Source organism: Peribacillus sp. BM1 (assembly GCF_056679975.1).
In genome coordinates this window covers 3,024,544-3,049,972 of sequence record NZ_CM155259.1, presented here as the reverse complement: position 1 = coordinate 3,049,972, position 25,429 = coordinate 3,024,544, and the positions used below count along the sequence as shown (strand labels likewise).

At 36.2% G+C, this 25,429-nt stretch carries 21 protein-coding genes and 4 pseudogenes; 10 read left to right on the top strand and 15 right to left on the bottom strand.

Annotation, left to right across the window (positions count from 1 at the left end; genetic code table 11):
• Positions 1–8: 8 nt before the first annotated feature.
• Positions 9–1,037, top strand: a complete 1,029-nt coding sequence (gene splB, locus AC1MGI_RS14725; protein WP_480345894.1) for a spore photoproduct lyase — start codon at positions 9–11, stop codon at positions 1,035–1,037.
• A 310-nt stretch (positions 1,038–1,347) separates the two neighbouring features.
• On the opposite strand, the gene AC1MGI_RS14720 is transcribed toward splB, so the two are convergent.
• Entirely contained in the window at positions 1,348–1,611 is a 264-nt protein-coding gene (locus tag AC1MGI_RS14720) for an HXXEE domain-containing protein (RefSeq protein ID WP_480345893.1), read from the bottom strand.
• A gap of 437 nt (positions 1,612–2,048) precedes the next feature.
• Between AC1MGI_RS14720 and AC1MGI_RS14715 the strand changes: the two genes are divergently transcribed.
• The 3 genes and pseudogenes from AC1MGI_RS14715 (at position 2,049) to AC1MGI_RS14705 (ending at position 2,988) form a co-directional block, all read left to right on the top strand.
• Positions 2,049–2,336, top strand: coding sequence for a transposase (locus tag AC1MGI_RS14715; RefSeq protein ID WP_480345892.1), 288 nt, complete (start codon positions 2,049–2,051; stop codon positions 2,334–2,336).
• Between the two features lie 107 nt (positions 2,337–2,443).
• Positions 2,444–2,621: pseudogene (locus AC1MGI_RS14710) on the top strand (asparagine synthase).
• Positions 2,622–2,694: 73 nt separating this feature from the next.
• Positions 2,695–2,988 carry a DUF378 domain-containing protein gene (locus tag AC1MGI_RS14705; RefSeq protein WP_480345891.1) on the top strand — a complete coding sequence of 98 codons (294 nt, stop codon included), beginning with the start codon at positions 2,695–2,697 and terminating at the stop codon, positions 2,986–2,988.
• A gap of 95 nt (positions 2,989–3,083) precedes the next feature.
• Here the strand turns inward: AC1MGI_RS14705 and AC1MGI_RS14700 are convergent, their stop codons facing one another.
• Positions 3,084–3,701 carry a TetR/AcrR family transcriptional regulator gene (locus AC1MGI_RS14700; protein WP_480345890.1) on the bottom strand — a complete coding sequence of 206 codons (618 nt, stop codon included), beginning with the start codon at positions 3,699–3,701 and terminating at the stop codon, positions 3,084–3,086.
• A 6-nt stretch (positions 3,702–3,707) separates the two neighbouring features.
• Between AC1MGI_RS14700 and AC1MGI_RS14695 the strand changes: the two are divergent.
• Positions 3,708–5,072, top strand: a pseudogene (locus AC1MGI_RS14695) (MMPL family transporter); the annotation flags it as partial.
• Positions 5,073–5,362: 290 nt separating this feature from the next.
• Here AC1MGI_RS14695 and AC1MGI_RS14690 read toward each other — a convergent pair.
• Entirely contained in the window at positions 5,363–5,449 is an 87-nt protein-coding gene (locus tag AC1MGI_RS14690; RefSeq protein ID WP_480349799.1) for a DUF3243 family protein, read from the bottom strand.
• Between the two features lie 5 nt (positions 5,450–5,454).
• Between AC1MGI_RS14690 and AC1MGI_RS14685 the strand changes: the two genes are divergently transcribed.
• Both AC1MGI_RS14685 and AC1MGI_RS14680 read left to right on the top strand, forming a co-directional pair.
• Positions 5,455–5,640 (top strand): SDR family oxidoreductase, encoded by a 186-nt coding sequence (locus AC1MGI_RS14685; RefSeq protein ID WP_480345889.1) that lies wholly within the window; start codon positions 5,455–5,457, stop codon positions 5,638–5,640.
• Positions 5,641–5,683: 43 nt separating this feature from the next.
• A complete protein-coding gene (locus tag AC1MGI_RS14680; RefSeq protein WP_480345888.1) occupies positions 5,684–5,854 on the top strand; it encodes a hypothetical protein in 171 nt (56 codons plus the stop codon).
• A gap of 117 nt (positions 5,855–5,971) precedes the next feature.
• On the opposite strand, the gene AC1MGI_RS14675 is transcribed toward AC1MGI_RS14680, so the two are convergent.
• A complete protein-coding gene (locus AC1MGI_RS14675; protein WP_480345887.1) occupies positions 5,972–6,868 on the bottom strand; it encodes a LysR family transcriptional regulator in 897 nt (298 codons plus the stop codon).
• Between the two features lie 133 nt (positions 6,869–7,001).
• Here AC1MGI_RS14675 and AC1MGI_RS14670 point away from each other — a divergent pair, with 133 nt between their 5' ends.
• Both AC1MGI_RS14670 and AC1MGI_RS14665 read left to right on the top strand, forming a co-directional pair.
• Positions 7,002–8,153: an MFS transporter gene (locus tag AC1MGI_RS14670; RefSeq protein ID WP_480345886.1), complete on the top strand. Its 1,152-nt coding sequence runs from the start codon at positions 7,002–7,004 to the stop codon at positions 8,151–8,153.
• Between the two features lie 462 nt (positions 8,154–8,615).
• Positions 8,616–9,851, top strand: a pseudogene (locus AC1MGI_RS14665) (IS110 family RNA-guided transposase).
• 348 nt (positions 9,852–10,199) lie between these two features.
• Here AC1MGI_RS14665 and AC1MGI_RS14660 read toward each other — a convergent pair.
• The 11 genes and pseudogenes from AC1MGI_RS14660 to AC1MGI_RS14610 form a co-directional block, all read right to left on the bottom strand.
• On the bottom strand, positions 10,200–10,580 hold the full coding sequence (locus tag AC1MGI_RS14660; protein WP_480345885.1) for a VOC family protein: 381 nt from the start codon (positions 10,578–10,580) through the stop codon (positions 10,200–10,202).
• Between the two features lie 162 nt (positions 10,581–10,742).
• Complete coding sequence (locus tag AC1MGI_RS14655) at positions 10,743–11,963, bottom strand: MFS transporter (protein WP_480345884.1); 1,221 nt, start codon at positions 11,961–11,963, stop codon at positions 10,743–10,745.
• A gap of 57 nt (positions 11,964–12,020) precedes the next feature.
• Positions 12,021–13,073 (bottom strand): ROK family transcriptional regulator, encoded by a 1,053-nt coding sequence (locus AC1MGI_RS14650; RefSeq protein ID WP_480345883.1) that lies wholly within the window; start codon positions 13,071–13,073, stop codon positions 12,021–12,023.
• A gap of 75 nt (positions 13,074–13,148) precedes the next feature.
• The gene (locus AC1MGI_RS14645) at positions 13,149–13,709 is read right to left on the bottom strand and encodes a maltose acetyltransferase domain-containing protein (RefSeq protein ID WP_480349798.1); all 561 of its coding nucleotides are present in this window, start codon (positions 13,707–13,709) and stop codon (positions 13,149–13,151) included.
• A 788-nt stretch (positions 13,710–14,497) separates the two neighbouring features.
• On the bottom strand, positions 14,498–16,519 hold the full coding sequence (tkt, locus tag AC1MGI_RS14640) for a transketolase (RefSeq protein WP_480345882.1): 2,022 nt from the start codon (positions 16,517–16,519) through the stop codon (positions 14,498–14,500).
• Positions 16,520–16,662: 143 nt separating this feature from the next.
• Positions 16,663–18,030, bottom strand: a pseudogene (gene larC, locus AC1MGI_RS14635) (nickel pincer cofactor biosynthesis protein LarC).
• 25 nt (positions 18,031–18,055) lie between these two features.
• Positions 18,056–18,829 (bottom strand): nickel pincer cofactor biosynthesis protein LarB, encoded by a 774-nt coding sequence (gene larB / locus AC1MGI_RS14630; protein WP_480345881.1) that lies wholly within the window; start codon positions 18,827–18,829, stop codon positions 18,056–18,058.
• Positions 18,830–18,873: 44 nt separating this feature from the next.
• Positions 18,874–20,346 (bottom strand): gluconokinase, encoded by a 1,473-nt coding sequence (locus AC1MGI_RS14625; RefSeq protein WP_480345880.1) that lies wholly within the window; start codon positions 20,344–20,346, stop codon positions 18,874–18,876.
• 141 nt (positions 20,347–20,487) lie between these two features.
• On the bottom strand, positions 20,488–21,291 hold the full coding sequence (gene larE / locus AC1MGI_RS14620; protein ID WP_480345879.1) for an ATP-dependent sacrificial sulfur transferase LarE: 804 nt from the start codon (positions 21,289–21,291) through the stop codon (positions 20,488–20,490).
• Positions 21,292–21,386: 95 nt separating this feature from the next.
• Positions 21,387–22,157, bottom strand: a complete 771-nt coding sequence (locus AC1MGI_RS14615) for an SDR family oxidoreductase (protein ID WP_480345878.1) — start codon at positions 22,155–22,157, stop codon at positions 21,387–21,389.
• Between the two features lie 19 nt (positions 22,158–22,176).
• Positions 22,177–23,445, bottom strand: a complete 1,269-nt coding sequence (locus AC1MGI_RS14610; protein ID WP_480345877.1) for a nickel pincer cofactor-dependent isomerase, group 22 — start codon at positions 23,443–23,445, stop codon at positions 22,177–22,179.
• Between the two features lie 350 nt (positions 23,446–23,795).
• Here AC1MGI_RS14610 and AC1MGI_RS14605 point away from each other — a divergent pair, with 350 nt between their 5' ends.
• Positions 23,796–24,971: an ROK family protein gene (locus AC1MGI_RS14605; protein WP_480345876.1), complete on the top strand. Its 1,176-nt coding sequence runs from the start codon at positions 23,796–23,798 to the stop codon at positions 24,969–24,971.
• The last annotated feature ends 458 nt before the right edge of the window (positions 24,972–25,429 follow it).

The window sequence follows — 25,429 nt, the reverse complement described above, 5'->3', positions numbered from 1 at the left end:
ATTGTCACATGAATAAACCATTTACGCCACAGCTCGTTTACTTTGAACCAGATGCATTGAAATATCCACTTGGGCGGGAACTAAAGGAAAAATTCGAAAAAATGGATGTGGAAATTCGTTATACTACTTCGCATAATCAAGTCAGAAACCTTCCTGGGGATACTGATTTTCAAAGGTATAGAATTGCAAAGTCAACACTAGTAGTTGGTATAAGAAAAACACTTAAGTTTGATACATCAAAGCCTTCAGCAGAATATGCCATCCCTTTTGCAACAGGTTGTATGGGTCATTGCCATTATTGTTATTTGCAAACGACGATGGGTTCGAAGCCTTACATTCGTACATATGTAAATGTAGAAGATATATTAGATGCTGCTGATCGTTATATGGAAGAACGAGCGCCAGAAATCACAAGATTTGAAGCATCTTGTACATCTGATATTGTCGGAATCGATCATCTGACACATACATTAAAGCGGGCGATTGAGCATTTTGGAAAATCAGAATTTGGTAAGCTGCGTTTTGTCACAAAATTTCATTATGTCGATCACTTACTTGATGCGAAACATAATGGAAAAACAAGATTTCGTTTTAGTGTAAATGCAGATTATGTGATAAAGAATTTTGAGCCTGGTACCTCTCCGTTAGCAAAACGAATTGAGGCAGCTGGAAAAGTAGCAAGAGCCGGCTATCCATTAGGGTTTATTGTTGCACCTATTTACCTGCATGAAGGTTGGGAGGAAGGCTATTATCATTTATTTGAACGGCTAGATGGAGAATTACCAATGGATGCAAGGGATGATATCACCTTTGAATTTATACAACACCGGTTCACGAAGCCGGCTAAGCGAGTGATTGAAAAAAATTACCCGATGACAAAATTAGAATTAGATGAGTCTTCCAGAAGGTATAAGTGGGGGAAATACGGCATCGGTAAATATATTTATCAAAAAGAGGAAGAAGAGGATATAAAAAGTCACCTTTATTCCTACATGGAAAAGTTTTTTCCAAATGCTAAATTGGAATATTTCACCTGAATGATCAGAATAACTTATGTTAAGACACACGATATTTCATTTTGAAAAATTGTGTGTTTTTTACTTTCCGGAGCTCTTATAGAGTAACTAGCGTATAATTTCTCCGTGTTGAAGCAAGATATTAAGGCCTCTTTTAAGTGTTGAAATTTAGCGTAATGTTTGCGTTACCCTAAATTATTTAGCTGATTTATTGGATGAAATTGATTAGCGGATTAATCGTCTCCCTAAAAGATTCCCTATTAAGGAAAATTGGTACCATTAAAATGCTGATGGGAATACTTTTGAATAGTAAATGTCTATCTATAAGACTCTATTCAAACAAGCGGTAATAGGTAAGAAGAAAATAAGGAATTACCATAAATAACGCCGTTATGACACCAGGCGTATAACCACGGAAAATGATAGTTTGACCAATATGGGAAAAGGCCTGTAGCAAAAATACATTTATTGCGACAGTAAATAGAAGAAAGTTTTCCCCGGTTGGAATAAGATAGGCGGTCATAAATTTGATAACTGAAATAATAAGTAAAATCCATGCAACCATAATAGATTGTTGGGCGGATTTCGCACTCATTTTTTTCCAACGACTAACGTAAGTTTGGCAAGGAAAGTTTTCGGAACTCTGTTTTTTTACTTGGTCATAAAACTTTCAACTGTTATGATCTCTTCTAAGGCATGGAATATAAAATTGACAGGAAACAATCAAATAACTGTTTGAATGTAGAAAAATTTATGTAATGTCTCTAGCATCTTTTGCCTCCTGTTTATTAAAAATAACTTGATTTTCCACCTAATAATCGAATTCTATAAATTATTCCAACGATAATAAAAAATAAATCAGCTAAAAAAATGATTTTCCACCCCATTATGCATGTCTAACTACTACTTATTTTTATGCTTTGAAACGGATTTCATTAGTATATTTGTGAAATATTAAAGTGGATTTTCGAAATAATGAAAATAATCTCGTAAAATGGAAACTAATTAAGACTGTATATAGAAGGTGATTTTTTGAAGATATTCTTAGTTCTAACAAGTATTGTACTTCCTTTAATTATGTTTTTTCTACAGAAATTCCAGATGAAGTTTCGTATTATTTTTAATTTAGGTGCCATTGTATCAGCAATTATATTTGGAGATATTGCTTCTATGTCTGTTTATGAAATCATTAAAGATAAAACTGTATTTATGACGAATATCCATTCCATCTTCCTAAATCCATTATTCTTATCAACTGGGGGTTATTTAGGGATATATATCATTTATCAACTGGTTATAATCACCATAAAAGAAGGATAAATGCCACGGCTTTCCTTGTTGAACACACATTCTACAGCTAGTATTAAATCGACTTTTAATACAAAAGATAAGGATGAATTTTAGCTACTTACGGTAGGAGTGTTTTTATGGATAACGTACGTGAAGAATTAATCCCCGCAGTTCTTGGAACAGCAGTAACAACTACAGGGGGTAACATCGCGGGTCAATAGACACATAAAACCGTTAATCACAGGTTCGATTATTGGTTTCGGTTTAGCCCATGTTGTATTAGGGGCAATCGATTTAGTCGAGCATCGTCGCTAAAGTTTCATAAGGGAAGGGCAATCGTCCTTACTATTTAGAATCCACATAGAAAATGAAGGAGGTGTTATATCGGATGGGAATAGTACAACGTATCGCCTTAGTACTAACTATAATTGGGGCTATTAACTGGGGCTTAATTGGTTTTTTTAGATTTGATTTAGTAGGAGCGATATTTGGTGGACAAAGTGCCTTTTTGTCAAGAGTAATTTTTGGCCTAGTTGGGATTAGTGGACTAGCATGTATAACCCTTTTATTTGCACCAATGAGAGAAAACGTGAAGAACATGAATAGACAAGGTCAAAGAAACCTAAATTACTCCACTGAATTTGGCGAGGAAACAGATTTATCAAAATTAAAGGAAGATTAGTATCTAATCATTCAAAGGCTAAATCAACCTCAATAATGTATAAGAGCCATGCTATAGCATGGCTCTTATGTGTTCCAATGAAATTATTTAATAAATTACTTTGCTAGTCCATTCCAATAAAAATCAACAATTTGTTCTGTCATTTCATCTATTGAAGAAAAAATAGGTTTTTGATCCGAATCCTTGTAATTTCCCACTGTTAGCAGTGAGACAAAAGCATGGGCTCCTAATTTCGAGTGACCCTGAGGAATGTCTCCCTTTTCCATCGCATTTATTAGTGCCTGCTCAAGTACTTCATACATTTTATCTTCTGCTTCCTTCATCTGCTGTAATTGATCTTTGGAAAGAGAAGTTTTTGCTTCTTTCATAAAGCCTTTTAGATCAATATCAACCGTTGCTTGCAAATGCGCTTTGGCAAATTCAAGTAATCGATCTTTCAGTGACTTGTCCGCAGATAGTATATCAAAAATGCGTTTCCGAATTCGAATCATCATTTGGACCATTGCATCCGTAAAGAGATCAGCTTTTGTTTTATAATAATAATACACCGTTGCTTTGGTTACTCCACATTTTTTTGCAACATCATCCATGGAAACTACCTGATAGCCTTGTTCAAGAAACAATTGAGTAGCTCCATCTAATATTACGTTTTTTGTAGGCTTCTCTTTATGATCTTGACGTGGTCTTCCAAGTGGTCGATGTTCCCGTTGCATATAGTTCTCCCCTTTGCAATGAAAGAATCAGGCGGGGCTATTTCGATGAATGCTCTAACTGTCGTGATAGGGTTAGGTACATTATTACTTGCTCATTTCGGTTCTTTCCATCGGTTTGCCATTCCATTTAGTCTCGCAGTTCTTCTGATGGGGATTGCATCTTTAACACTTCTTCCAGCTTTTTTTGCAATTTTTGGAAGAATGGCATTTTTTCCGTTTATTCCAAGAACAAAGGAAATGACAGAAGAATGGACTAAAAAGAAAGGGAAATCAATCAAACTTAGAAAATCACAAGGGTTCTTTAGTAAGAGGCTTGGCCGCCTCGTGATCCAACGGCCATGGACAGTAATTATTACAACGCTCATTCTACTTGGAGGTTTGGCTGGCGTTGTTCCACGTATTCAATATACGTATGATTTATTGGAATCTTTTCCTAAAGATATGCCCTCAAGGGAAGGGTTTGATTTAATCTCTGATCATTTTTCTCCGGGAGAATTGGCACCTATACAAATTGTTGTTGATACCAATGGGAAAGACATCTCTTTGAAAAGAGAATTGGAACAACTTTCCTTCGTAGCCGAAGTAACCGAGCCCGTGGGAGGAAAATATAATCATCAATTGCAAATGTACGAAGTGTCCTTGGCTGAGAATCCCTATTCCATTAAAGCGTTGAATCGGATTCCCGAGCTAAGAAGTCAATTGAAAAAGATGTTAACAACCTCAGACATCCATGATTTTGAAAGCCATGTATGGATTGGCGGTGAGACAGCCTCATTATATGATACAAAAATAACCACAGAACGAGATGAATCTGTTATTATCCCCGTTATGATTTGTATTATTTCATTATTGTTGCTGTTATACTTACGCTCTATCATTGCCATGATTTATTTGATTTTAACTGTGGTTTTATCATTCTTTTCTGCACTAGGTGCAGGCTGGCTCATTCTTCACGTTGGGCTGGGGGCCCCTGCAATTCAAGGGGCAATTCCTTTATATGCCTTTGTTTTCCTTGTTGCATTAGGTGAGGATTATAATATTTTTATGGTTTCCGAAATATGGAAGAATAAACGAACTCAAACCCATCTTGATGCTGTTGCGGGCGGAGTGATACAAACCGGAAGTGTTATCACTTCGGCAGGTCTAATCTTAGCAGGAACATTTGCTGTTTTGGCTACTTTACCTATTCAAGTACTTGTTCAATTTGGTATTGTTACAGCAATTGGTGTACTATTAGATACATTTATCGTTCGTCCACTTCTCGTACCGGCGATTACTGCTGTTCTAGGGAATTTCGCTTTCTGGCCGGGTAAACTCTGGAAAAAGGATGCCTTATCACAAAAATCAAATACCGAATATAACATAGAATAAATAGCTAACATAAAAATCGTGAGGATGGTAATCTATCCACTCTTAGATTTAAACGACTTTATGTGCAGTGAAGTAATCTACATCAAAAATTAAACAACTTTTGACCCCATCCTAAAATTAGAATGGGGTTAAGCGTATTTTGAGGTTTTAAAAATAAATACTATATTGTCACTTTACACTTTGCCAACATTAAAAAACCTCTCTTGTTTATGAGTGGCCCCAAAAAGAACGAATTCTTGCCGTACCCCTACAAAGTGTACATTTTACAATGGACAGGGCTTCATAATTAGTTACTGTGAAGTACCATTACTCTCAACTAGTTTCACCATCACGCTAGCAATAGCATGTTTTTCTTGCTCACTAGCAACAGACCACAGATCAGATGCTTGATATTAATATCATGGGTGTTTTAACTGGCATAGCTGCTGTTGTCCCTATTATGGTCGAACAAAAGTCAGGACATATTATTGCAACGGATTCCCTGGCAGGACATGTAGTGTATTGTGGAACGAAATTTGCCGTACGTGCAATCATGGAAGGGTTAAGACAGGAAATAAAGAGAAAATAATATCAAATCAACAATCATCTCCCCTGGTGCTGTTGCTACTGAATTGTACAAAACAATTAATGATAAAGAAGTTGCGGAGAAAATCCATCAATCGCAAAAAGAATCAGGCTTAATTCCTGAAGACATTGCATCCGCAGTAATGTTTGCGATTGATACACCTGATCGTATGTCCATTAGTGATATGATTGTTCGTCCAACCAGTCAACAAGTTTAATTAAAGCAAAGGGGTCCCCCTCCCTGTATTGAATAGGTACAGTAGGGAAGGAAATAAAGATTTATATCAAGCATTCATTACTATAAAATAAGCTTGTTGTTTTTCTTATTCAACAGATTAACGATTAGAAAATTTACCCCTAATTTCTTCGAAAAACATATTGGCGGCATCGGAAAAAACCTGATGCTTCTTCCAAACAATATTTAATCCGGATTCAAGTCTCGGTTCTAATGGTCTAAAACAAAGGTTACTATCACTAGATGTATTTGCTATTTTATCAATGGTGACTGCATAACCGATACCTTCCTCAACCAATATGGCAGCATTATAAACAAGGTTATATGTCGTGATCACGTTTAATTTATCATAATCTTCCCCAAACCACTCAGAAAATTCATTTCTAGATAATCCCGGTTTAATAGCTTGCCTTGATAAGAGGAGAGGAACATCTATTAAATCAGTCTTCTGTATGCTTTCTTTTACAGCTAGGGGACTATCTTTTCTCATAACAACTCCCCACACATCTTTGGCCGGGATATTGATATAATTGTATTTTGACAAATCGGCTGGTTGAATCAGAATTCCAAAATCAAGTAATCCCTTATCAAGTTGCTCCGTCACATCATCGGAGTTTCCACTGTAAAAGTGATATCTGATAGTTGGATATTTAAACTGCAAACCTTTTACTATTTGCGCAATTAGCTTCATAGCCTCTGTTTCTCCACCCCCTATGTAAATATCTCCCCCTATCGTTTCTTCCATAGAATTAAATTCCTCTTCCACCTTAACAACCATATCAATAATTTCTTCTGCTCTCTTTCTTAGGATCATTCCTTCCTCTGTAAGAACGACATGGTGACTTTTCCGGATAAATAATTTCTTTCCCAACTCCTCCTCCAACTCTTTTAATTGCCTCGACAAAGTTGGTTGTGTAACATGCAAAAAATTTGCTGCTCCTGTTATACTTCCTTCTCTTGCGACAGTAAGAAAATAACGTAGAACTCTAAATTCCATAATTCAGTCTCCCTTATACATAACGAAATATACCTTTCGAGCATATCATAATATAAGATATAGGTATTGGTAATTCCTTAATAGTAAAAGTAAAATAAATAGAGAAGATGTGCAAGAGAGGAGCTATTTTTTAATGAAAAGAAAAAGTTTACTAATATTTATTTTGACAGTTGGGGTTTTCGGTATCTTAAATACCGAAATGGGTTTCATTGGGATATTACCTGATATCGCCAGCCACTTCGGTGTTAGTGTTTCAACAGCGGGATGGGTGGTAAGTATTTTTGCCATAGGCGTTGCAATATCAGCTCCAACAATGCCGTTATTATTTTCAGGGATTAATCGAAAGAAAGTGATGATACTTGTATTAAGTGTTTTTGTTGTGGGGAATATCATATCTATATTTACAGCTAATTTTACCGTTTTATTAATTGCCCGAATCATTCCAGCTCTTTTTCATCCGGTTTATGTTTCTTTGGCATTTTCAGCGGCTGCTGATTCGGTTAGCAAAGAGGAAGCTCCCAAAGCAGTATCAAAAATTTTTATTGGTGTGTCTGCGGGGATGGTAGTCGGCGTTCCGATCGTTAGTTTTATTGCTAGCGTGTCTAATTTACAAATTGCGATGGCGTTTTTCGCTATTGTTAATATTATTGTACTTATTGCTACATTATTATTCGTTCCATCCATGCCGGTTAAAGAAAAAATCTCCTATGGAACTCAATTAAATGTATTGAAAAAATCTGTTACATGGCTGTCTATTATAATTGTCATTTTGCTAAACTCAGCTGTTTTTGGGGTTTACAGCTATCTTGCAGATTATTTACAAACCGTAACGAATATATCACCAAATATAACTAGCTTGATGTTATTCATTTACGGTGCAGCAAATATTATTGGTAACATTTTGGCTGGAAGGCTGCTTACTATTAATCCTATCAAAACAATCGTATCTCTTCCTTTTCTATTGGGAGTTGTATATATCATACTATTTTTCATGGGACAGCTTACCTTGCCTATGGTAATTATTATCTTACTTTGGGGAATACTAGCTGGAATAGCAGCAAACATTAATCAATATGTGGTTACATCTGCAGCACCTGAAGCTCCTGACTTTGCTAACGGCTTGTTTTTATCATCCGCAAATATAGGAACAACAATCGGTACAGCTGTAGGGGGCTTAATTATCTCAGCGATGGGAACGCAATACGTTATCCTAGTAGGATTATTATCCGTAATATTGAGTGCGATATTTATTTTTTTAAGAAACACCATGTATAGCTCTAAATAAAAAACTATCGAGGAAAAAAATCAAATAAACAAGCTAGATACTTGTTACTTAGCTTGTTTATTTGATTGAGTATTAGAATTTATTCTTTAAGTTGGTGCTATCCCTATCATAATAATTATACACTTCTATATTACTGAGTTCCTCCCTGAAGCATAATAACAATTATTTCAACTTTTGGTACTTTGCACAACCAATTACTTCGGAAAATGGCCCTTTCGTATTATAAGGTCAGCCAGAACATATTTCTGGTTGACCTTTTTTTATATCGATATATGATAACGGCAGCCGGGGTAGAACGTAATGGCCCTTGGGACTTGATCCCGTCTGTTAAACAGTTCGCCCCCTACTTGTAGAAACATGATTGAGGCTGGTTGGGACTTGGATCTCGTATAACAAGCGAAGCTATGACACTGCAAGAAGGAATTAGGGGTACCGGTAATTTTCTTGAGGAGGAGATCAAACATGAATCCAGTCATTGGTCTGGATGTGGCAAAAGGTGAAAGTCAGGTTCAGGCATTCTTGGATAAAAAGCAACCATACAAAAAGAGCTTTAAAGTAACACATACACTTGAAGGATTAGCTAGTCTTCTAGATTTTATTAAAGAAGTAGAAGATGTATCGGGGGGACGGCCTCCCATTGTATTGGAATCCACTGGACATTATCATACATCAGTCGTCCAATATTTCGAAGACAGAGGGTATTTATTGATTATCGTAAATCCACTCATATCTTATCGAGCTAAGAGTTCTAGTTTACGCAAGGTAAAGACAGATGTCATGGACGCTCGCCATCTCTGTGAGCTGTATTATAAAGAAGATTTAGATCCTTATAAACAGCGAGGAATTCAGCTCTTAAACCTTTGTAACCTTACAAGACAACATGAAAATATTACAGGTATGTTTGTACAAATTAAACTGCAATTTCAGGCAATTCTGGATCAAGTGTTTCCTCAGTATTGTGGGGTTTTTGGGGCCTTATACTCGGATGTTTCATTACTGACTTTACAAGCATTTTCTACTTCAGAAGAAATCTTGAAAACAAGCGAAGAAACAATCGCTAACAAAATAAAAAAGGTATGTAAAAGTCGTTCACAACAATGGGCAAATAGTCAGACCGAAAAACTAATGGCTGCCGCAGCTCAAAACCCGTTTCAGAAAACCTTATATCATAGTCTTTCTTTAAGCTTGGATATGTATATTAATATGCTTTTTGAATACAAAAAACATCTATCCAATCTTGAAGATGAGATAGATGTTTTAGCAAAGGGTATTGAAGAGTGTAGGATTATCCAATCAGTCCCTGGTATCGGTGAAAAAATCGCTGCCACGATTATTTCTGAGATTGGAGAAATTGATCGGTTTAATCACCCTAAGAAACTAGTTGCATTTGCCGGAATTGATCCAAGCATCTTTGAATTTGGTACATTCAAAGGTACATTAAATCGGATTACCAAAAGAGGTTCTAGGACACTACGACATGCCTTGTATATGGCTGTTAAATGTGCCATTCGTGATTGTCGCAAGAAGAAAACGACAAATGAAATCATTCCTCGTAATAAGCGATTATGAGAGTTTTATGATAAGAAACCTGAAGAAGGAAAACCCTTTAAAGTAGCTGTGATAGCCTGTGCTAATAAACTCTTACATTGGATTTATGCATTATTAAAAAACAAATCTGCTTTCCAAGATCTAGCCTAGTTTTAAAACATAACTAAACAGCCCAAAACTTTCCAAACACACAATATTGGAAGGTTATTTGGTATGTCTAAATTTAGTATAGCATGGGATATTTTAAGTTTTTATTGGAAAATATTGATAAACTATTAGCTGATTTAATGGAATAACTTTATTATCACTTAACAGGTTTTTAATTCATAAGAAAAACCGAAATCCCTTCTTTATAGAGATAGGAAATTCCGGTTCATCTTTTTTATAAATGGTTAAACTTTTTTCAAAACTTTCTATTTGACAATCCAAATATTGTTATTCCACACTAACACGACTAAAATTAGTTTTTCTAGTCATATTGATGTTAGTTTTTTATGTTCACTTTTTTTCCATGATTGCAAAGTAATTTTCTTCATTATCAGCAAAGTTAAATACTCTGCCAGAAGGCATATTGACAATTTCTCCGACTTTAATATTTTTATCCAAAAAGTCTTTATATAATTTTTCAAGATTTTCCGAGTAAAACATTAACGAAGGTGTACCAAGGTTTAATTCAGGCTGCATTTTAGAAATTAATTCCTTATTATGGAGAACAATACTCGTTTCTGCTTCTTTTGTTGGAGCAATTTCAATCCATCTCAGTCCTTGGCCGTTATCTTCTTCAGAAATTACGCTAAACCCTACTTTTTCTGTCCAAAATTTCAATGTCTCATCTTGGTTATTTACATATAACATAATTTGACCGACTTTATTAATCATTTTTTTCTCTCCATTCTACTAGTTCAGTTAATATTGATCATTTTTTTCTTTTAAGCATTACATTATATTTTGGCATTTAAATCGTATTATTACATAGTAATTATACACTAAAACAACTTAATCACCTTGATTATCCGCCCCATTGGACTGATAATCATATAATCAAGCATTTAGATTTCTTTCAAATGGACGCGATTTCATTAAAGTATTTATTTTTTCCGAACCAAGAAGCATGGTGATTATATAAACCACAATAAAAAAAGGAAGAATCTCCATTGTAGAATACGATACAACCATTCCTAGAATCGGTGGTAAAAATGTACTCCCAGTATAGGCAATTGCCATTTGATACCCCATAATGGACTGAGAATGTTCTTTCCCAAAACGAGCCGGTGTTTCATGTAACATACATGGAAAAATTGGCGCCAATCCTAAGCCAACCAAAATAAATCCTACAAGAGAAAAAGAAGTCGGCAAGGGCAATAAAAGAAAAGCAGCTCCCATCAATGCTGTGATCTGTCCTGCACGAATGAGAATACGGTTACTCACCTTCATGGTAATAAATCCTGTAATCAATCGGCCTACTGTAATCCCTGCGTAGTATAAGGAAACCCATTGAGCTGCTACTACTACAGATAGTCCCTTAACATTTACAAGATAACTACTTCCCCACAACCCCATCGTTGATTCCACGCCACAATAAAATAAAAAAGATACGAGCGCTAGCTTTACACCCTTAATACGTAATGGTCTCACATGCTTCAATGCTGTTTCATCAGGCAAAACAATTTCTTTGTCATCTGGCTCTTCACTTAAATTCGCCTGACTGTTTATTGCCACTCGTTTCCATAACGGAAGAGTAAAAAAGAGGATGAGGACTAAAGTAAACTGAATAATGGCAATGGCAACATATCCCTGTCTCCAAGAATTTTGACCAGTGATAAACTGGGACATTATAATAGGACCAAGAGAAGCGCCCACTCCCCAGAAACAATGTAACCAGCTCATGTGATGTGCTTTATAGTGTGTAGCAACATAGTTGTTTAATCCTGCGTCGACTGCTCCTGCACCTAATCCGAGTGGTATGGCACATATAATAAGCCATATGAGCGATGGTGAAAAAGAAAACCCTAAAAGTGCAACGGCTGTCATTAAAACACTAATTAATGTGACATTTCCAGTTCCCAGCCGCTTAATAACAGACCCAGCCGCTAAACTGGAAACGATTGTACCGCCTGCAATTACCATGAAAAGCAAGCCAGCAGTTTCAAGTGGTTGCCCATAATCTGATTGCATCACAGGCCATGCTACGCCTAACATTGAATCAGGCAAACCTAAGCTAATGAACGCCATATATATGATGACTAAAAATAAAGTAGCCATTATAAGTCCCCCTGTATTTTTCATTTATTCGTTGTATAGTTTTGTTTTGTTTTTTGCTTACTCTAATACGTTAACTAACCGGGTACCAGTTACCATACGGTCAAGCGCAAGTCGCTGCAATCCATGAAGATAGTCTCGTTTCCAGTCACTCACAATAAGCTCTGGAAGATGTTCTTTTGGAACATACTTAGCACTTTCTATCGCAATTCGATTTATTGCTATCTGATTCATTTCCTCTTTAGAAAAAATGATTGTATGCGGATTAATAATGGCTACTAAGGAAGCAATTAAGCGACTAATAGCCTGAATCTCATGCTCCTCACCAATAATAGAGGTATCCTTACTCTTCTTGCGTCCCTGGTACATAGCTTGATGGAAGTTTTGGTTATCATACAATGGCAAAAACGAGACCTCTCCAGTAAAGAACGTACTCCCACGTACAACGTCACCATTAATTAGAATCCCAGCTCCAGGGCCATTCTCCCCAGAGTACAAATATACAAGCGATTGTTTATCCTCTCTCCCGCTCATTTTTTGAAACCCTAGAACTGCAGCATTCATATCATTCTCTACAACAACAGGTATGGAAAACAGATCCTCGAAGTATGTTTTCAATTCAACGTCATGGAAACTCTTATAATTAGGGATGTGAAATATTCGTCCATTATCGACAGCTCCAGGTACACCAATCGCCATCGAACTGATTTTTGGGAATTCTAATAAGATATCCTGTACTAGCTCTATCAACGAATGTAAGTCATCTTGGAATACACTTGGTCGTGTTCTCTGTTCCTTCATTTCCCCCACACAATTAAAAACGGCATAGACCGTCTCATTTTTCTCCAAAAAAATAGCTAGACCTAGCATATGCTCCGGATTAAATACATATCGCTTTGCTCTTCTTCCACCACTGGAATCATCCAATCCGACTTCATAAACCTCTCCATCCTGTTCCATTTGAGCAATTACCTTGCTGACAGTGGGAAAGCTGATTCCTAACTGCTTGCTAAGTTCAACTTTTGTAGCACTACCAAGCTGTAACAGTGTTGTTCGTATTACACGAAGAATGACCTTTTTCATTGATTTTGGTGTAGCAAATCGTTCATCCATAATGTTCACCAGCTTATTAAATTAGTTTCAAAGTTTTGTATAGAATACTACAAATATTTGTTACTTTATATCAAATTAATTGTCAATTTGTTTAATAATTTTTGCAGGATTTCCACCTACTACAACATTATCAGGTACATCTTTTGTGACAATTGCACCTGATGCAATAACCACATTATTTCCAACACAAATACCTGGATTGATTATGGCTCTACCACCAATCCAAACATTATCCCCAATCGTAACAGTTTTACCGAATTCAGGTCCTGCAATGCGTTCATGTGGATTTAATGGATGAGCAGCGGTATAAATATGTACACCCGGAGCAATAAAACAGTTATCTCCTATTCGAACTTCACAAACATCTAAAATCACACAATCAAAATTTGCGTAAAAGTTTTCGCCAACATGTATATTGTACCCATAGTCACATTTGAAACTTGGTTCAATGTATACATGATCTCCAGTCGAACCAAGAAGAGCTTTTAAAAGTTCAGTACGTTTACTTTCTTCTGTTTCTATTGTTTGATTGTATAATCTGGTTAGTCTTCTGGCATTTATGCGTTCTCTTTGTAATTCAGTGTCTGCGGCATTATACAATTCACCGTTTAACATTTTTTCTTTTTCTGTTTTTATGATAATCATCTCCTTCTAAATTTTTTATATAAAGTGTAGATAAATGACCAAATCCGTTCTTTCATAAAGTTAATCACCTATACAAACAGACTTATTAAACCTATTTAATAAGTGTCTATATAATACCATATTTAGGTACTTGAAAAAAGCAAAGAATTGAAATTTAAAGCGCTTACCAAAAATCCGTTGGTGTTTCGAATACTTGTCATTTGACATATTTTTTTAATTCACCTGTATAAACATCTATTATAACAAAGTCCTTCATCAATGGTTTTGCCAATGTAAAGAGATACAAGAAATAGAATTTTAAAGATGTTTCACTTTTTCAGAACAGTTTTTTATCATTTGTTAAAATAAAGTCTGTCATTCGTTTTTGCATACTCTTACACACGATGATTGTTTGTTTCCTTGTTTGGCGTTTGGGTGCTTCTTTCTTTCGAGGAAGCCTGTCAACAATAATTGGAGCTTACTTAAGAAAAAAAGACATACTGTAGGATAAGCAAAAGGGAGTCATGTAAAAGACATTGAAATCAATTATTTTATTATATGAAATGTTTGGTTCCATTAGATGCTAATAATTAAGTGAAAACATAAAACTATAATTTATAGAATATTTTAATATTCTATCGAGGAAATTATTGAAATATAAATATAGTGAAGTCATAATACTTACATTAAAGCTGATTACATCGTTTTTTCAAAAAGAAAGAGTTGAATGCTCTATTAAAGCATCAACTCTTTCTTTTCACTTATCCAGTTCTGAACATCGGCTCATTATGAATAAACGTTCAATTCATTGCAGAGGTAACTTCTTTAAATCTTTTCACTACGTTTTCAACGGTAAATCCGTATTCCTCGAGCAATTTATTTGCTGGTGCAGATGCTCCAAATTGATTGATCGCAATTACTGCTCCATGATCTCCAACGTATTCTCTCCAACCAATAGATGAACCCATTTCAATCCCAATACGAGCTTTTGTATTTTTTGGAAGAATACTTTCTTTATATTCAATCGGCTGTTTTTCAAAACGGTCCCAACTTGGCATGCTGACAACCGATACAAAAACCCCTTCACTTTCAAGTTCTTTTTGAGCAGCAATTGCTAAGGTTACCTCTGATCCAGTAGCAAGCAATAAACCGCTGACTTCGCCTTTTGCCTTTGAAACTACATAAGCCCCACTTTTCACACCTTCGTAAACCGTTTGTTCATCAACGTTTAATGTCGGTAAACCTTGACGTGTTAAAACGAGTGCTGTAGGTGTATCGGTACTTTCAAGAGCTAATTGCCAAGCCGCAACTGTTTCTTTTGCGTCAGCTGGACGAATAATTGAAAGTCCTGGCATTGCACGTAAAGCTGCAAGTTGTTCGATTGGTTCATGTGTTGGTCCATCTTCCCCTACGGCAATACTATCATGTGTAAATACATACGTAACAGGAAGATTCATAAGTGCAGCTAAGCGAATAGCTGGGCGTAGGTAGTCTGAGAATACGAAAAACGTAGAACCAAATACTTTAACGCCGCCGTGAAGTGTCATCCCATTAAGAGCCGCTCCCATTGCAAATTCCCGTACGCCAAACCAAATATTGCGACCTGCATATCCATCTATCTTGTAATTTTTTTCAGATGAAAGGAAAGTCTTATTGGATCCTGCTAAATCTGCAGAACCACCAAGTAATTGTGGAATCACATTAGCAGCAGCATTCAGTGCTTTCCCTGATGAATCTCTTGTCGCGATTACATCCCCTTCTGTGAAGGTTGGTAATGTTTCTTGCCAATTTTCAGGAAGCTCTCCTGCTAAAGCAGCCTCAAATTGCTTAGCTAACTCTGGATGGTTGTTCTTATAGCTTTCAAATAATTCATTCCAAGCATTTTCCTTTTCTTGGCCAACTGCTGTAAATTGCTCAAAATGCTCTTTTGCTTCTTCTGGAATAAAGAATGGTTCTTCTACATTCCAATTATAAGAAGCTTTCGTTAACTTAATTTCTTCCTTACCAAGTGGTGAACCATGAGAAGAAGATTTACCTGACTTATTTGGAGAACCATATCCAATTACCGTTTTAACTTCTATTAAAGTTGGTCGATTCAAATCAGCTTTAGCTTCTTGTAATGCCGTTTGAATAGCATCAACATCATTGCCATTTTCAACGCGAATTACTTGCCAACCGTAGGCTTTAAATCGGTCTTCTACACTTTCTGAAAATGATAAATTCAAATCTCCATCCAGGGAAATATCATTAGAATCATACATAACAATAAGGCGACCTAGATTTAAATGACCTGCAAGTGATGCAGCTTCAGCTGAAACACCTTCCATTAAATCTCCATCACCACAAATACTATACGTATAATGATCAACGATGTTATGCCCCTCTTGATTGTATGTTTCTGCAAGATGTCTTTCTGCCATTGCCATACCTACAGCCATTGCAACTCCTTGTCCTAAAGGACCTGTTGTTGCTTCAACTCCAGGTGTATGACCAAATTCAGGGTGCCCTGGCGTTCTACTTCCCCATTGACGGAAACTTTTTAAATCTTCCATTGTCACATCATAACCAAATACATGTAAAAGGCTATATAAAAGCATAGAACCATGCCCTGCAGATAATACAAATCGGTCCCTATTAAACCATTTCGGATTTACTGGATTATGATTCATCTCTTTTGCCCATAGTGTATATGCCATTGGAGCTGACCCCATTGGCATACCCGGGTGACCAGAGTTTGCTTTTTCAACACCATCAATGGATAATGTTCGAATTGTATTAATAGCTAATTGATCAATTTGTGTTTCGTTTAATAATGTCTTCATCTATTACACTCCTAATCTAGTAAATTATTTAGTATGGGGATTCGCTCATATGCATTACACTTCATTGATATTGCGGATACATCTCTGAAGTGTTACATATGCGCTAAATCCTTTTTCAAAACAACGAAACTATATAGATTGGTTTACTTTTCACTCTCAAATGACTTCCATACTTGTTCATACACTTTTTTCAAAGGAATATCATGTAGTTGGGCAATGTTTTTACATTCATCATACTCTGGTGCACTTTGTACAACTTGTCCATCATATATTCCCTCTTTAATCGTTACTGTTCCCCATTCAGTTGTTACTTCTCTAAACTCTCTTTCCAACCGATGAACCGTTAATGGATAATAGCGCACACCAAGTGTTGTTGTTTCTTTAAAAAGGATTTCTTTCATTTTGTTGATTTTTTTACTTGAGCAGAGCAATTGAAGTAATATACCTGGCCGATTTTTTTTCATATAAATAGGGGTATAGAATACATCATTCGCACCAGATTCGAAAAGTAAATCCATCACATATCCAAGCCATTCACCTGGAATATCATCAAGATTCACTTCCATTTTGATCATTTGATCATCAAGATGTTCATGATTTGGAGGATGTTTGGCACTCATCATTTTTACTCCTCTCGCTTCAATGTTGGTTTTAGTCTATTCCCCAATAATGACACGGAGCACATTCGGATGATTTGGGAAGCTCTTTGTCCCAGCTCCATACCCTATTGATTTAACCTTCATAGACGGTATCGTGCAAAATTCCTCTGCAAGTACCGATACAATAGCTGCTCCTGTTGGAGTCGTAAGTTCCGCTCTAATATTCGATTGTTCAATAGATGCTTCTTTTAATATTTCGAGTGTAGCAGGTGCCGGAACTGGATAAATACCATGATCGATATGAATTCTCCCCGCACCAACAGGAATAGACGATGACTTGATGATGGATATGTCTAGTTGATGAAGTAAAATGGCTGCACCAACAATGTCAATAATCGAATCAACGGCCCCAACTTCATGAAAATGAACACGATCTAATGGAAGCCCATGAATCCGACCTTCTGCCACGCCAATTTTCTTAAAAATTTTCAAAGCTGTTTCTTTTACTTGGTCAGAAAATCCAGCTACTTCAATTAACTTTACAATATCTTGATAACTACGATGATCATGATGAGAATGCGCATGATTGTGGTCATGTTCATGGCTATGAGCATGATCGTGGTTATGTTCATGACTATGCGCATGATCGTGATCATGTTCATGACTATGCGCATGATCGTGATCATGTTCATGGCTATGCGCATGATTGTGGTCATGTTCATGACTATGCGCATGATCGTGGTTATGTTCATGTTTTTCTGTTAATAAAACATCAAACTTCGTACTAGTAATTCCATTTTTTATTACTTTTTTCCACTTCAATTGATATTCTTCTTCAATCTGAAGCTTCTTTAATTCTTCTTCCAGTATATTAGGATCAGCGCCAGCATCGATGAGAGCTCCGATTACCATATCTCCACTAATACCTGATATACAATCAAAATACAGTGTCTTCATTGTTCCCTACCTCTCTTTGTGCAAGTTGATGGATTAATACAGCGTTGTATCCTCCACCAAACCCGTTATCAATATTGACAACACTTATCCCTGAAGCGCATGAATTTAACATGGTGAGTAAGGCTGATAAGCCATTAAAATTCGCACCATACCCCACGCTCGTTGGGACAGCAATAACGGGATGGGAAACAAGTCCACCTACTACACTCGGAAGAGCCCCTTCCATTCCAGCAACTACAACTGAGACTGTAGCCTGTTGAATTTCCTCTAAATGATTCAATAACCGATGAATCCCAGCCACACCTACATCATAAATTCGATGTACCTTGCTTCCTAGTACTTCTGCTGTAACGGCCGCTTCTTCAGCTACACGTAAGTCAGATGTTCCTGCGCAAATAACGGCTATGTATCCTTGAGAGTTTCTTTCCATCGCTTTTTGATCTTTCCAATAAAGAATTTGGGCCGTTTCATTATAAATAAAATCAGGCAATACTTTTAGCACCATTTCAGCCTTTTCTTTTGAAATCCGAGTAATCAAAACTTGGTTGTTTTTAGATCTTAGAGCCTCAGAAATAGAAATAATCTGTTCAGCCGTTTTGCCTTCTCCGTAGATAATTTCTGCGAAACCTTGTCGCTTCTTCCGATGGTGATCAACTTTAGCAAACCCTAAATTCTCATATGTAGCTAATTGTTCTTTTGCTCCTTCTACACTTAACGTTCCTTTTTGGACTTGTTCCAAAATATTCTCCAGCATGATTTCACTCCCATTATTCTTTCATCTTGACGTGGTAGGAAAAATTAAAAATACTTCGACAAGTCTTTTGCCATCATTTCATATTTCTCATACATATTTTTATAAAACTCATTCGCTTGTTTATTCGGTTTAATCACTTCACCCATAGGGATATTCTTTTTAATATCTGCAAAAGAATCAACTTTTCCAATGGCAACCAATGCTGTCCAGGCTGCTCCCCATGCGGCACTGTGATGGCTCTCTGGTACGAAAACTTCTTTTCCAAAAACATCAGCCATCATTTGAAGCCATAAAGGAGATCTTGCCAAGCCGCCATTTACATAAATTTTTTCGGGTTCCCCAGCTATCCTCTCTAAAGCTTTCCCAATTTGATAAAGATTTAAAGTAATACCCTCAAGAACTGCTCGAATAAAATGTTCTCTTTTATGTGTAAGGGTCATTCCATAAAAATTTCCTTTTGCATTCTGATTCCATAATGGCGCTCTTTCCCCATTTATATAAGGTAGGAAAACGATTCCTTCTGCACCTGGAGCTACCTGTTTTGCTTCAGCAAGAAATTCCTCAAAACTGCCTTCATAATTTAGTAAGTCCTTTAACCACTGTAAAGCAATCCCACCATTATTCGTCGGACCTCCGACAATGGAATAGTCTTCTGTAAAAGAATAACAAAATGTTTCACGATTTTCACTAATTTTAAATCCTTTTGTTATTTGTCTGATTGCTCCACTTGTACCAACAGAAACAGCTACTTCTCCTGGAAGTATTGCTCCGATTCCCAAGTTGGCTAGTTGGCCGTCAGCAGCCCCTACAACAAAAGGCATTTCAGGCATTATTCCCATTTCTGCAGCTATATGGCTTTTGATTCCCGTTAATCGTTCCGTCGGGGCGACAATTTCAGATAGCTGCTCCTTATTAATACCCGTTAGCTCCAATAATTCGTGATCCCACTTACGTGTAGTTGGATTAAATAACCCTGTTGCCGATGCCATCGAATAATCAATAACCCTTTGATTAAACCAGCTATGAATTAGATACTCTTTAATCGACATAAAATATTCTGCTTCTTGATAAGGTTTATATTCTGTTTCTTTCATCCATAATAATTTTATGAATGGGGTCATAGGATGAATTGGTGTCCCTGTTTTTTTGTAAATTTCGTCCCCTTGAGTTTCCATCAAGTTTTCGCTTAGAGCACTACCTCTTCCGTCCGCCCAAATAAGCGCTGGTGAAAGTGGCTTACCGTTGATATCTGCACAAATAAGTGAATGCATGGCAGCAGAAAACCCGAGCGTAATCAGCTCGTTTTTCTTGATATTCGCTTTTTCAATAGCTTCTCTAATAGCAAATACAGCTGATCGTTCTATTTCAACTGCATCCTGCTCTACCCAGCCTTGTTGTGGGTAATAAAATGTGTTCATTTTTTCTGCTTCTGCAACTACATTCCCATTTAAGTTAAAAACACATGCTTTAACACTTGTAGTTCCAATATCAAGGCCAATAACAAATTCTCTTGACATGATTCATCTTCCTTTTATATAAACATTAGTCAAAGTGAAAAAACTATATTGATTCTTACTCTTAAAAGAAAAGGCTTTGGATCCCTCCAAAGCCTTTTCTTTTGTATCCGATACATAATCATAGCAAGCTAATTAATAAATTTACGTTGTAAGAACTTTGTTCATACTACCACTCTGATAGCCAATTAAATCTAACGTGATATATTTATAACCGTAATCTTGAAGCTCTTTGACAATAGCATTATGATTATCTAAAACGATCTTCATATCATTAGGTTCTACCTCAATCCTAGCAATTTCTTCGTGCGTTCGGACCCGAACTTGGCGTATATGAAGGCTTTTTAAGAATGCTTCTGCTTTTTCAACCTTTGTTAACTTTTCTTTTGTAATATATTCACCATAGGCGATCCTTGATGAAAGACATGCAAAAGAAGGTTTATCCCATGTTGGTAAATCATACTTACGTGAAAGTTCCCTAATTTCTTCTTTAAACAAATTAGCTTCTAGCAATGGACCACGTATTCCCTTTTCTTTAGCTGCTCGCATACCAGGTCGATGTTCATTCATGTCATCAGCAATGACTCCATAAATCACATTGTGAAAACCCTTTTCTTCTAACACAGGAAGTAAGTGGTCAAATAAACTGCTTTTACAGAAGTAGCATCGATTCTTGTTATTCTCTGAATAACCAGGAATCGCCAATTCTGATGTCTCAATCACTTGGTGTTTGACGCCAATTTTTTCAGCCAGAACGATTGCTTCTTTCAGTTCACTAGATGGATACGTTTCAGAGTCAGCAGTTACGGCAAGTACGTGATCTTTGCCTAATGTGTCTACAGCAGCCTTTAATAAAAACGTACTATCTACTCCACCTGAAAAAGCTACCACAACTGATTCCATTTCTCGGAGAATCGACGTTAATTGATTGTATTTCTCAGTTAGCACGGTCTCATCTCCCTCCATCATTAAGTTTATTTATCTAGATTTGAGCAAACCATAGTTTACCATATTTATTTGGTTATTGCTTTATGAGTACAAAATTAAATGGTCATGCTTCCAAAACCGCCGTCAACTCGAATAAGAGTCCCTGTAACAAAGCTTGAAGCCTTTTCAGATGCAAGCCAAACTGTAGCCCCTTGTAGTTCTTCTGGTGTACCAAAACGGTTCATTGGTGTATGGTTCATGATTGACTCGACTCTTTCCGGGCTTAAAATCTTCCGGTTTTGTTCTGCCGGGAAGAAACCAGGAATAATCGCGTTTACACGAATGCCATTTGGAGCGAATTCACGTGCTAAATACTGAGTTACACTATTGATCCCTGCTTTTGACACTGAATATGTAAATACTTTTGATAATGGAGTAGTAGATGAAACAGATGAAATATTAATGATACTGCCTTTTCTTTCTTGCTCAATCATTCTCTTCGCAAAAATTTGGCACGATAGTACAATCCCTTTTAGGTTAATGTCCATAATTTGATCCCATTCGTCCATACCAAGTTCAAAAAACGGTGTCGCACTATTTGTACCAGGTGCATTTAGTAGAATGTCCCACCCGCCAGACCATTTTTCAATTTCATTTGCTACATGAACTAAAGAATCACGTGAACTTACATCTGCTTGAAAAGCTTTTGCAGTCCCTCCATCGTTTTCTATTTCTTGAACGACTTCGTTTGCTTTTTCCAAATTACGGCCGACAATCGCAACTTTTGCTCCTTGAGCAGCTAATCCCTTTGCCATTGAAGATCCCAATACACCATTTCCGCCAATTGCAACTGCTGTTTTTCCTGTTAAATCGAATAATTGTGTCATATTAATATTCCCCCAATTTTTAAAATAAGTTTCCTTTTTCATCAAATCCTAATTCATATAGATCTGAAATTTGCTCCATATTTGGATGTTGAGCGATATACTCTAGTAAAGTTTCCGATACTTCAATTTCACTAAGTTTTAATGTATTTTTAATGCGTACCATTTTTACTGTTGTAAAATCTAAAACATTACTTGTTTTAACGGCCGCTTGAATGGTTTCGCGATCATTAGGTAATGTTGTTGCTATTTTTGTCGGAGACACAACAGTTGAAGTTAATCCATTCGCATATGTTCCTTCTTTATCCATCTTGTCTACTAAGCGTTGAGTTGTAAAGTCTGCTGTTCCGACTCCATTGGCATTTCCCTCTGATTGAGGCGTAACATCAAGGACAACCATTTTGTTAACTTCTGGTCCTCCGGATGCATATGGAGTTGGGTATCGACCAGTAATATTAGGATCCATACCATCACCACTGATGTTTTTACCAATTTCATCTATAACAAGGACTTCCAATTGATCAAAGAAAAGCTTCGGCAGTAGTTCTTTCGCTTTCATTTGAAGTGCTGGTTCTTTTTCAATAATTTCTTCAGGTGTATGTACCTCAATTATAGCCACTCTATCAAAGGCATTTTCAACTGTAGCAACGCCGAAAAGCACTGGTTTTTTCTCCATGATGACCTTAGCCATTGCTGGTACATTTTCCGCCATATATTTAAAGCCCATTTGATGGCACGCTTCGGCTCCTTTTTGCTTACCTAAGCCAATACTTAGCATTTTCATAATTCCGCTTTCAACCGGTCCTCGGAATGCAGTATGTGGTTTCACGCGGTTGATGACGACAATTCCATCTGCTTGTGAAGCAAATTTGTCGATATAAACAGGCAAGCCGTTCGGTAATTCACCGAGTTTCACTACTTCCATCGTAGATCGAATCTCGCAACCTGCACTTTCTTCTGTCACTCCAAGATGTTCTAATACTGCACGTTGCCCTTCTGCAGTTGCACCACCATGACTTCCCATGCTTGGTACAATGAAAGGTTTCGCTCCTAATTCTTTTAAAAATTTCACTGTTGTTGCAGTTGTTTCCACGAGGCGATCCAATCCTCTACTACCCACTGCAATCGCAATCTCCATTCCTGGCTGAATCAGTTTTCCAATCGATTCTTGTTGCAATTTTTTCATCAATTCTTGTTCAAGATCATCTATCTGTTTGTCGTCAAACTTCACTTTTACTTTTGCCATTTTTGGTACTGGAATATCTTTTAATAATTCTTGTAGAATACCCATAATTAACTACACTCCTTTTTCTTTATGTTCCTTCAAAGTTCTGTAAAATATGAATATAGATCACGTAAAAATGGTACTTGACTGAGATTAGTTGTAATCCCTTTCAAAATTAGAAGTATGTTGATTATATCACGGTTATATAACTAAAATATATTAAAAAATTTATTAATTTGTTTACCAAACAAATTAATTACCTGTATAATAACATTAAGGTATTCTTTCGTCAATATTTATTGATTAAAGATTCATGAATAATTAATTTTTTTAAAAATAATAGGGATTCAAGTAAAATCGATACTCTTTCTTTTAAGAGATGCTTATTAATCCATAAAAAACGAGGAGGGAAATATATGCTTACTGGAGATGCCGCATATATCAAAAATATAAATAGATGTATAATCATTAGCAAAATTATTGAGCACGGAATGATATCTAGGGCTGACTTAGCCAAGATTACAGGATTAAACAAAGCGACCATTTCTGTACAAGTATCTGATCTATTAGATGAAGGATTAATTATCGAAACACTTCAAGAACACAAAAATCTAGGTAGACGGCCGATTATGCTTTCCATTAATCAACAGGCAGGATTTGCTTTAGGTATTGATCTTGATAAAAATACGATTACGTTTACCCTTTCAGATTTATTGGGCTTTCCAGTTCATACCGATACAGTTGAATTGCAAACATCTGATTACGATGTAATTCTTAGTCTTTTAATAAAGAATATCAACGATTACAAAAATCGATGCACGAAAACCCAATACGGACTTGTCGGTGTAGTCATCGGGATTCACGGGATTGTTAATAAAGATGAGATGATTTATTTTGTACCTCAACATCAATGGCATAACAAAAATTTAAAAACTGACATAAAGAATGAAATAGGAATTGACGTATATATTGAAAATAATGCGAATTTGTGTTCATTTGCCGAAAGAGTATATAAGCATCATCAAAGCGAGAATCTGTTAAGTGTAAGTTTGTATTCGGGAATCGGCCTTGGAATCATGATCAATGGTGAATCTCTCAAAGGGTATCATGGTTATGCTGGCGAGATTGGTCATATGATTGTAGTGCCTGATGGAAGACCATGCAGTTGCGGGAATTCAGGTTGCTGGGAACAATATGCATCAGAATATAGCTTTTTTAAACAAATATCTGAAAGCCATCTCAAACCGAATGTTAAATATGAAGATATACACACTTGGATTACAGAACAAGAACCAGTCACTTGCCACCAAATGGATCAATTTATCAAGTATATCTCAATTGGCCTAAATAATATTATTAATCTGTATAACCCAGAAATATTAGTTATTAATTGTGAATTACTTCGCTTATATCCAAATGCTATCTCTGAGATTGAGTCCCAACTAAAGTCAACCGTTGGTCATTACCGCGAACTGCTAATATCAGAATTCGGTAAAAAGGCATGTATTATGGGTGCTTGTGCTTTAGTTATTAAGAACTTTTTTGATGTTTCAGATATAAGTTTAAATATACGTAATGAAGAGAATTCTTAACAAGAGCGTTATATTGATAAGCCGTAGAATATGAAACACCAAATGAACTTACAAATGAGAGTGTCCAAAAAAACTCTGACCTCACATCTATTATATATCGCTTATAAGCGATATATAATGTAACTCAAATTAGTCTACTCCCATACTAATCCATAAATTCTAAATTCTCTATTGGCTGTTCTTTCATTTAATTCAATGAAAAGAACAGCCGTTAATACTAATAAGAAGTATTCCCTTCTAATACAACGTGCTGACAAAAGCCCGCTTGTTAGTTTATTAACATTAATATCAGTTAAATTATTAACGGTATTAATCATTTCCAATTTATGTTGCTCTAAACTAATAGTTTCTAAGGACAAATTTAACCAATCATTTGCATCCTCTATTTAACAATAGAGGCCAACATAACGAAATTTAATATTGAACGATTCCAATTTATTGAATGCCAAAAAAAAGAT

What these genes read in the sequence shown, in the direction of transcription:
- splB (WP_480345894.1), top strand. Translation starts at nt 9, where the DNA reads ATGAATAAACCATTTACGCCACAGCTCGTTTACTTTGAACCAGATGCA.
- AC1MGI_RS14720 (WP_480345893.1), bottom strand. Translation starts at nt 1,611, where the DNA reads ATGAGTGCGAAATCCGCCCAACAATCTATTATGGTTGCATGGATTTTA.
- AC1MGI_RS14705 (WP_480345891.1), top strand. Translation starts at nt 2,695, where the DNA reads ATGGGAATAGTACAACGTATCGCCTTAGTACTAACTATAATTGGGGCT.
- AC1MGI_RS14700 (WP_480345890.1), bottom strand. Translation starts at nt 3,701, where the DNA reads ATGCAACGGGAACATCGACCACTTGGAAGACCACGTCAAGATCATAAA.
- AC1MGI_RS14685 (WP_480345889.1), top strand. Translation starts at nt 5,455, where the DNA reads ATGCTTGATATTAATATCATGGGTGTTTTAACTGGCATAGCTGCTGTT.
- AC1MGI_RS14675 (WP_480345887.1), bottom strand. Translation starts at nt 6,868, where the DNA reads ATGGAATTTAGAGTTCTACGTTATTTTCTTACTGTCGCAAGAGAAGGA.
- AC1MGI_RS14670 (WP_480345886.1), top strand. Translation starts at nt 7,002, where the DNA reads ATGAAAAGAAAAAGTTTACTAATATTTATTTTGACAGTTGGGGTTTTC.
- AC1MGI_RS14660 (WP_480345885.1), bottom strand. Translation starts at nt 10,580, where the DNA reads ATGATTAATAAAGTCGGTCAAATTATGTTATATGTAAATAACCAAGAT.
- AC1MGI_RS14655 (WP_480345884.1), bottom strand. Translation starts at nt 11,963, where the DNA reads ATGGCTACTTTATTTTTAGTCATCATATATATGGCGTTCATTAGCTTA.
- AC1MGI_RS14650 (WP_480345883.1), bottom strand. Translation starts at nt 13,073, where the DNA reads ATGGATGAACGATTTGCTACACCAAAATCAATGAAAAAGGTCATTCTT.
- tkt (WP_480345882.1), bottom strand. Translation starts at nt 16,519, where the DNA reads ATGAAGACATTATTAAACGAAACACAAATTGATCAATTAGCTATTAAT.
- larB (WP_480345881.1), bottom strand. Translation starts at nt 18,829, where the DNA reads ATGCTGGAGAATATTTTGGAACAAGTCCAAAAAGGAACGTTAAGTGTA.
- AC1MGI_RS14625 (WP_480345880.1), bottom strand. Translation starts at nt 20,346, where the DNA reads ATGTCAAGAGAATTTGTTATTGGCCTTGATATTGGAACTACAAGTGTT.
- AC1MGI_RS14615 (WP_480345878.1), bottom strand. Translation starts at nt 22,157, where the DNA reads ATGACACAATTATTCGATTTAACAGGAAAAACAGCAGTTGCAATTGGC.
- AC1MGI_RS14610 (WP_480345877.1), bottom strand. Translation starts at nt 23,445, where the DNA reads ATGGGTATTCTACAAGAATTATTAAAAGATATTCCAGTACCAAAAATG.
- AC1MGI_RS14605 (WP_480345876.1), top strand. Translation starts at nt 23,796, where the DNA reads ATGCTTACTGGAGATGCCGCATATATCAAAAATATAAATAGATGTATA.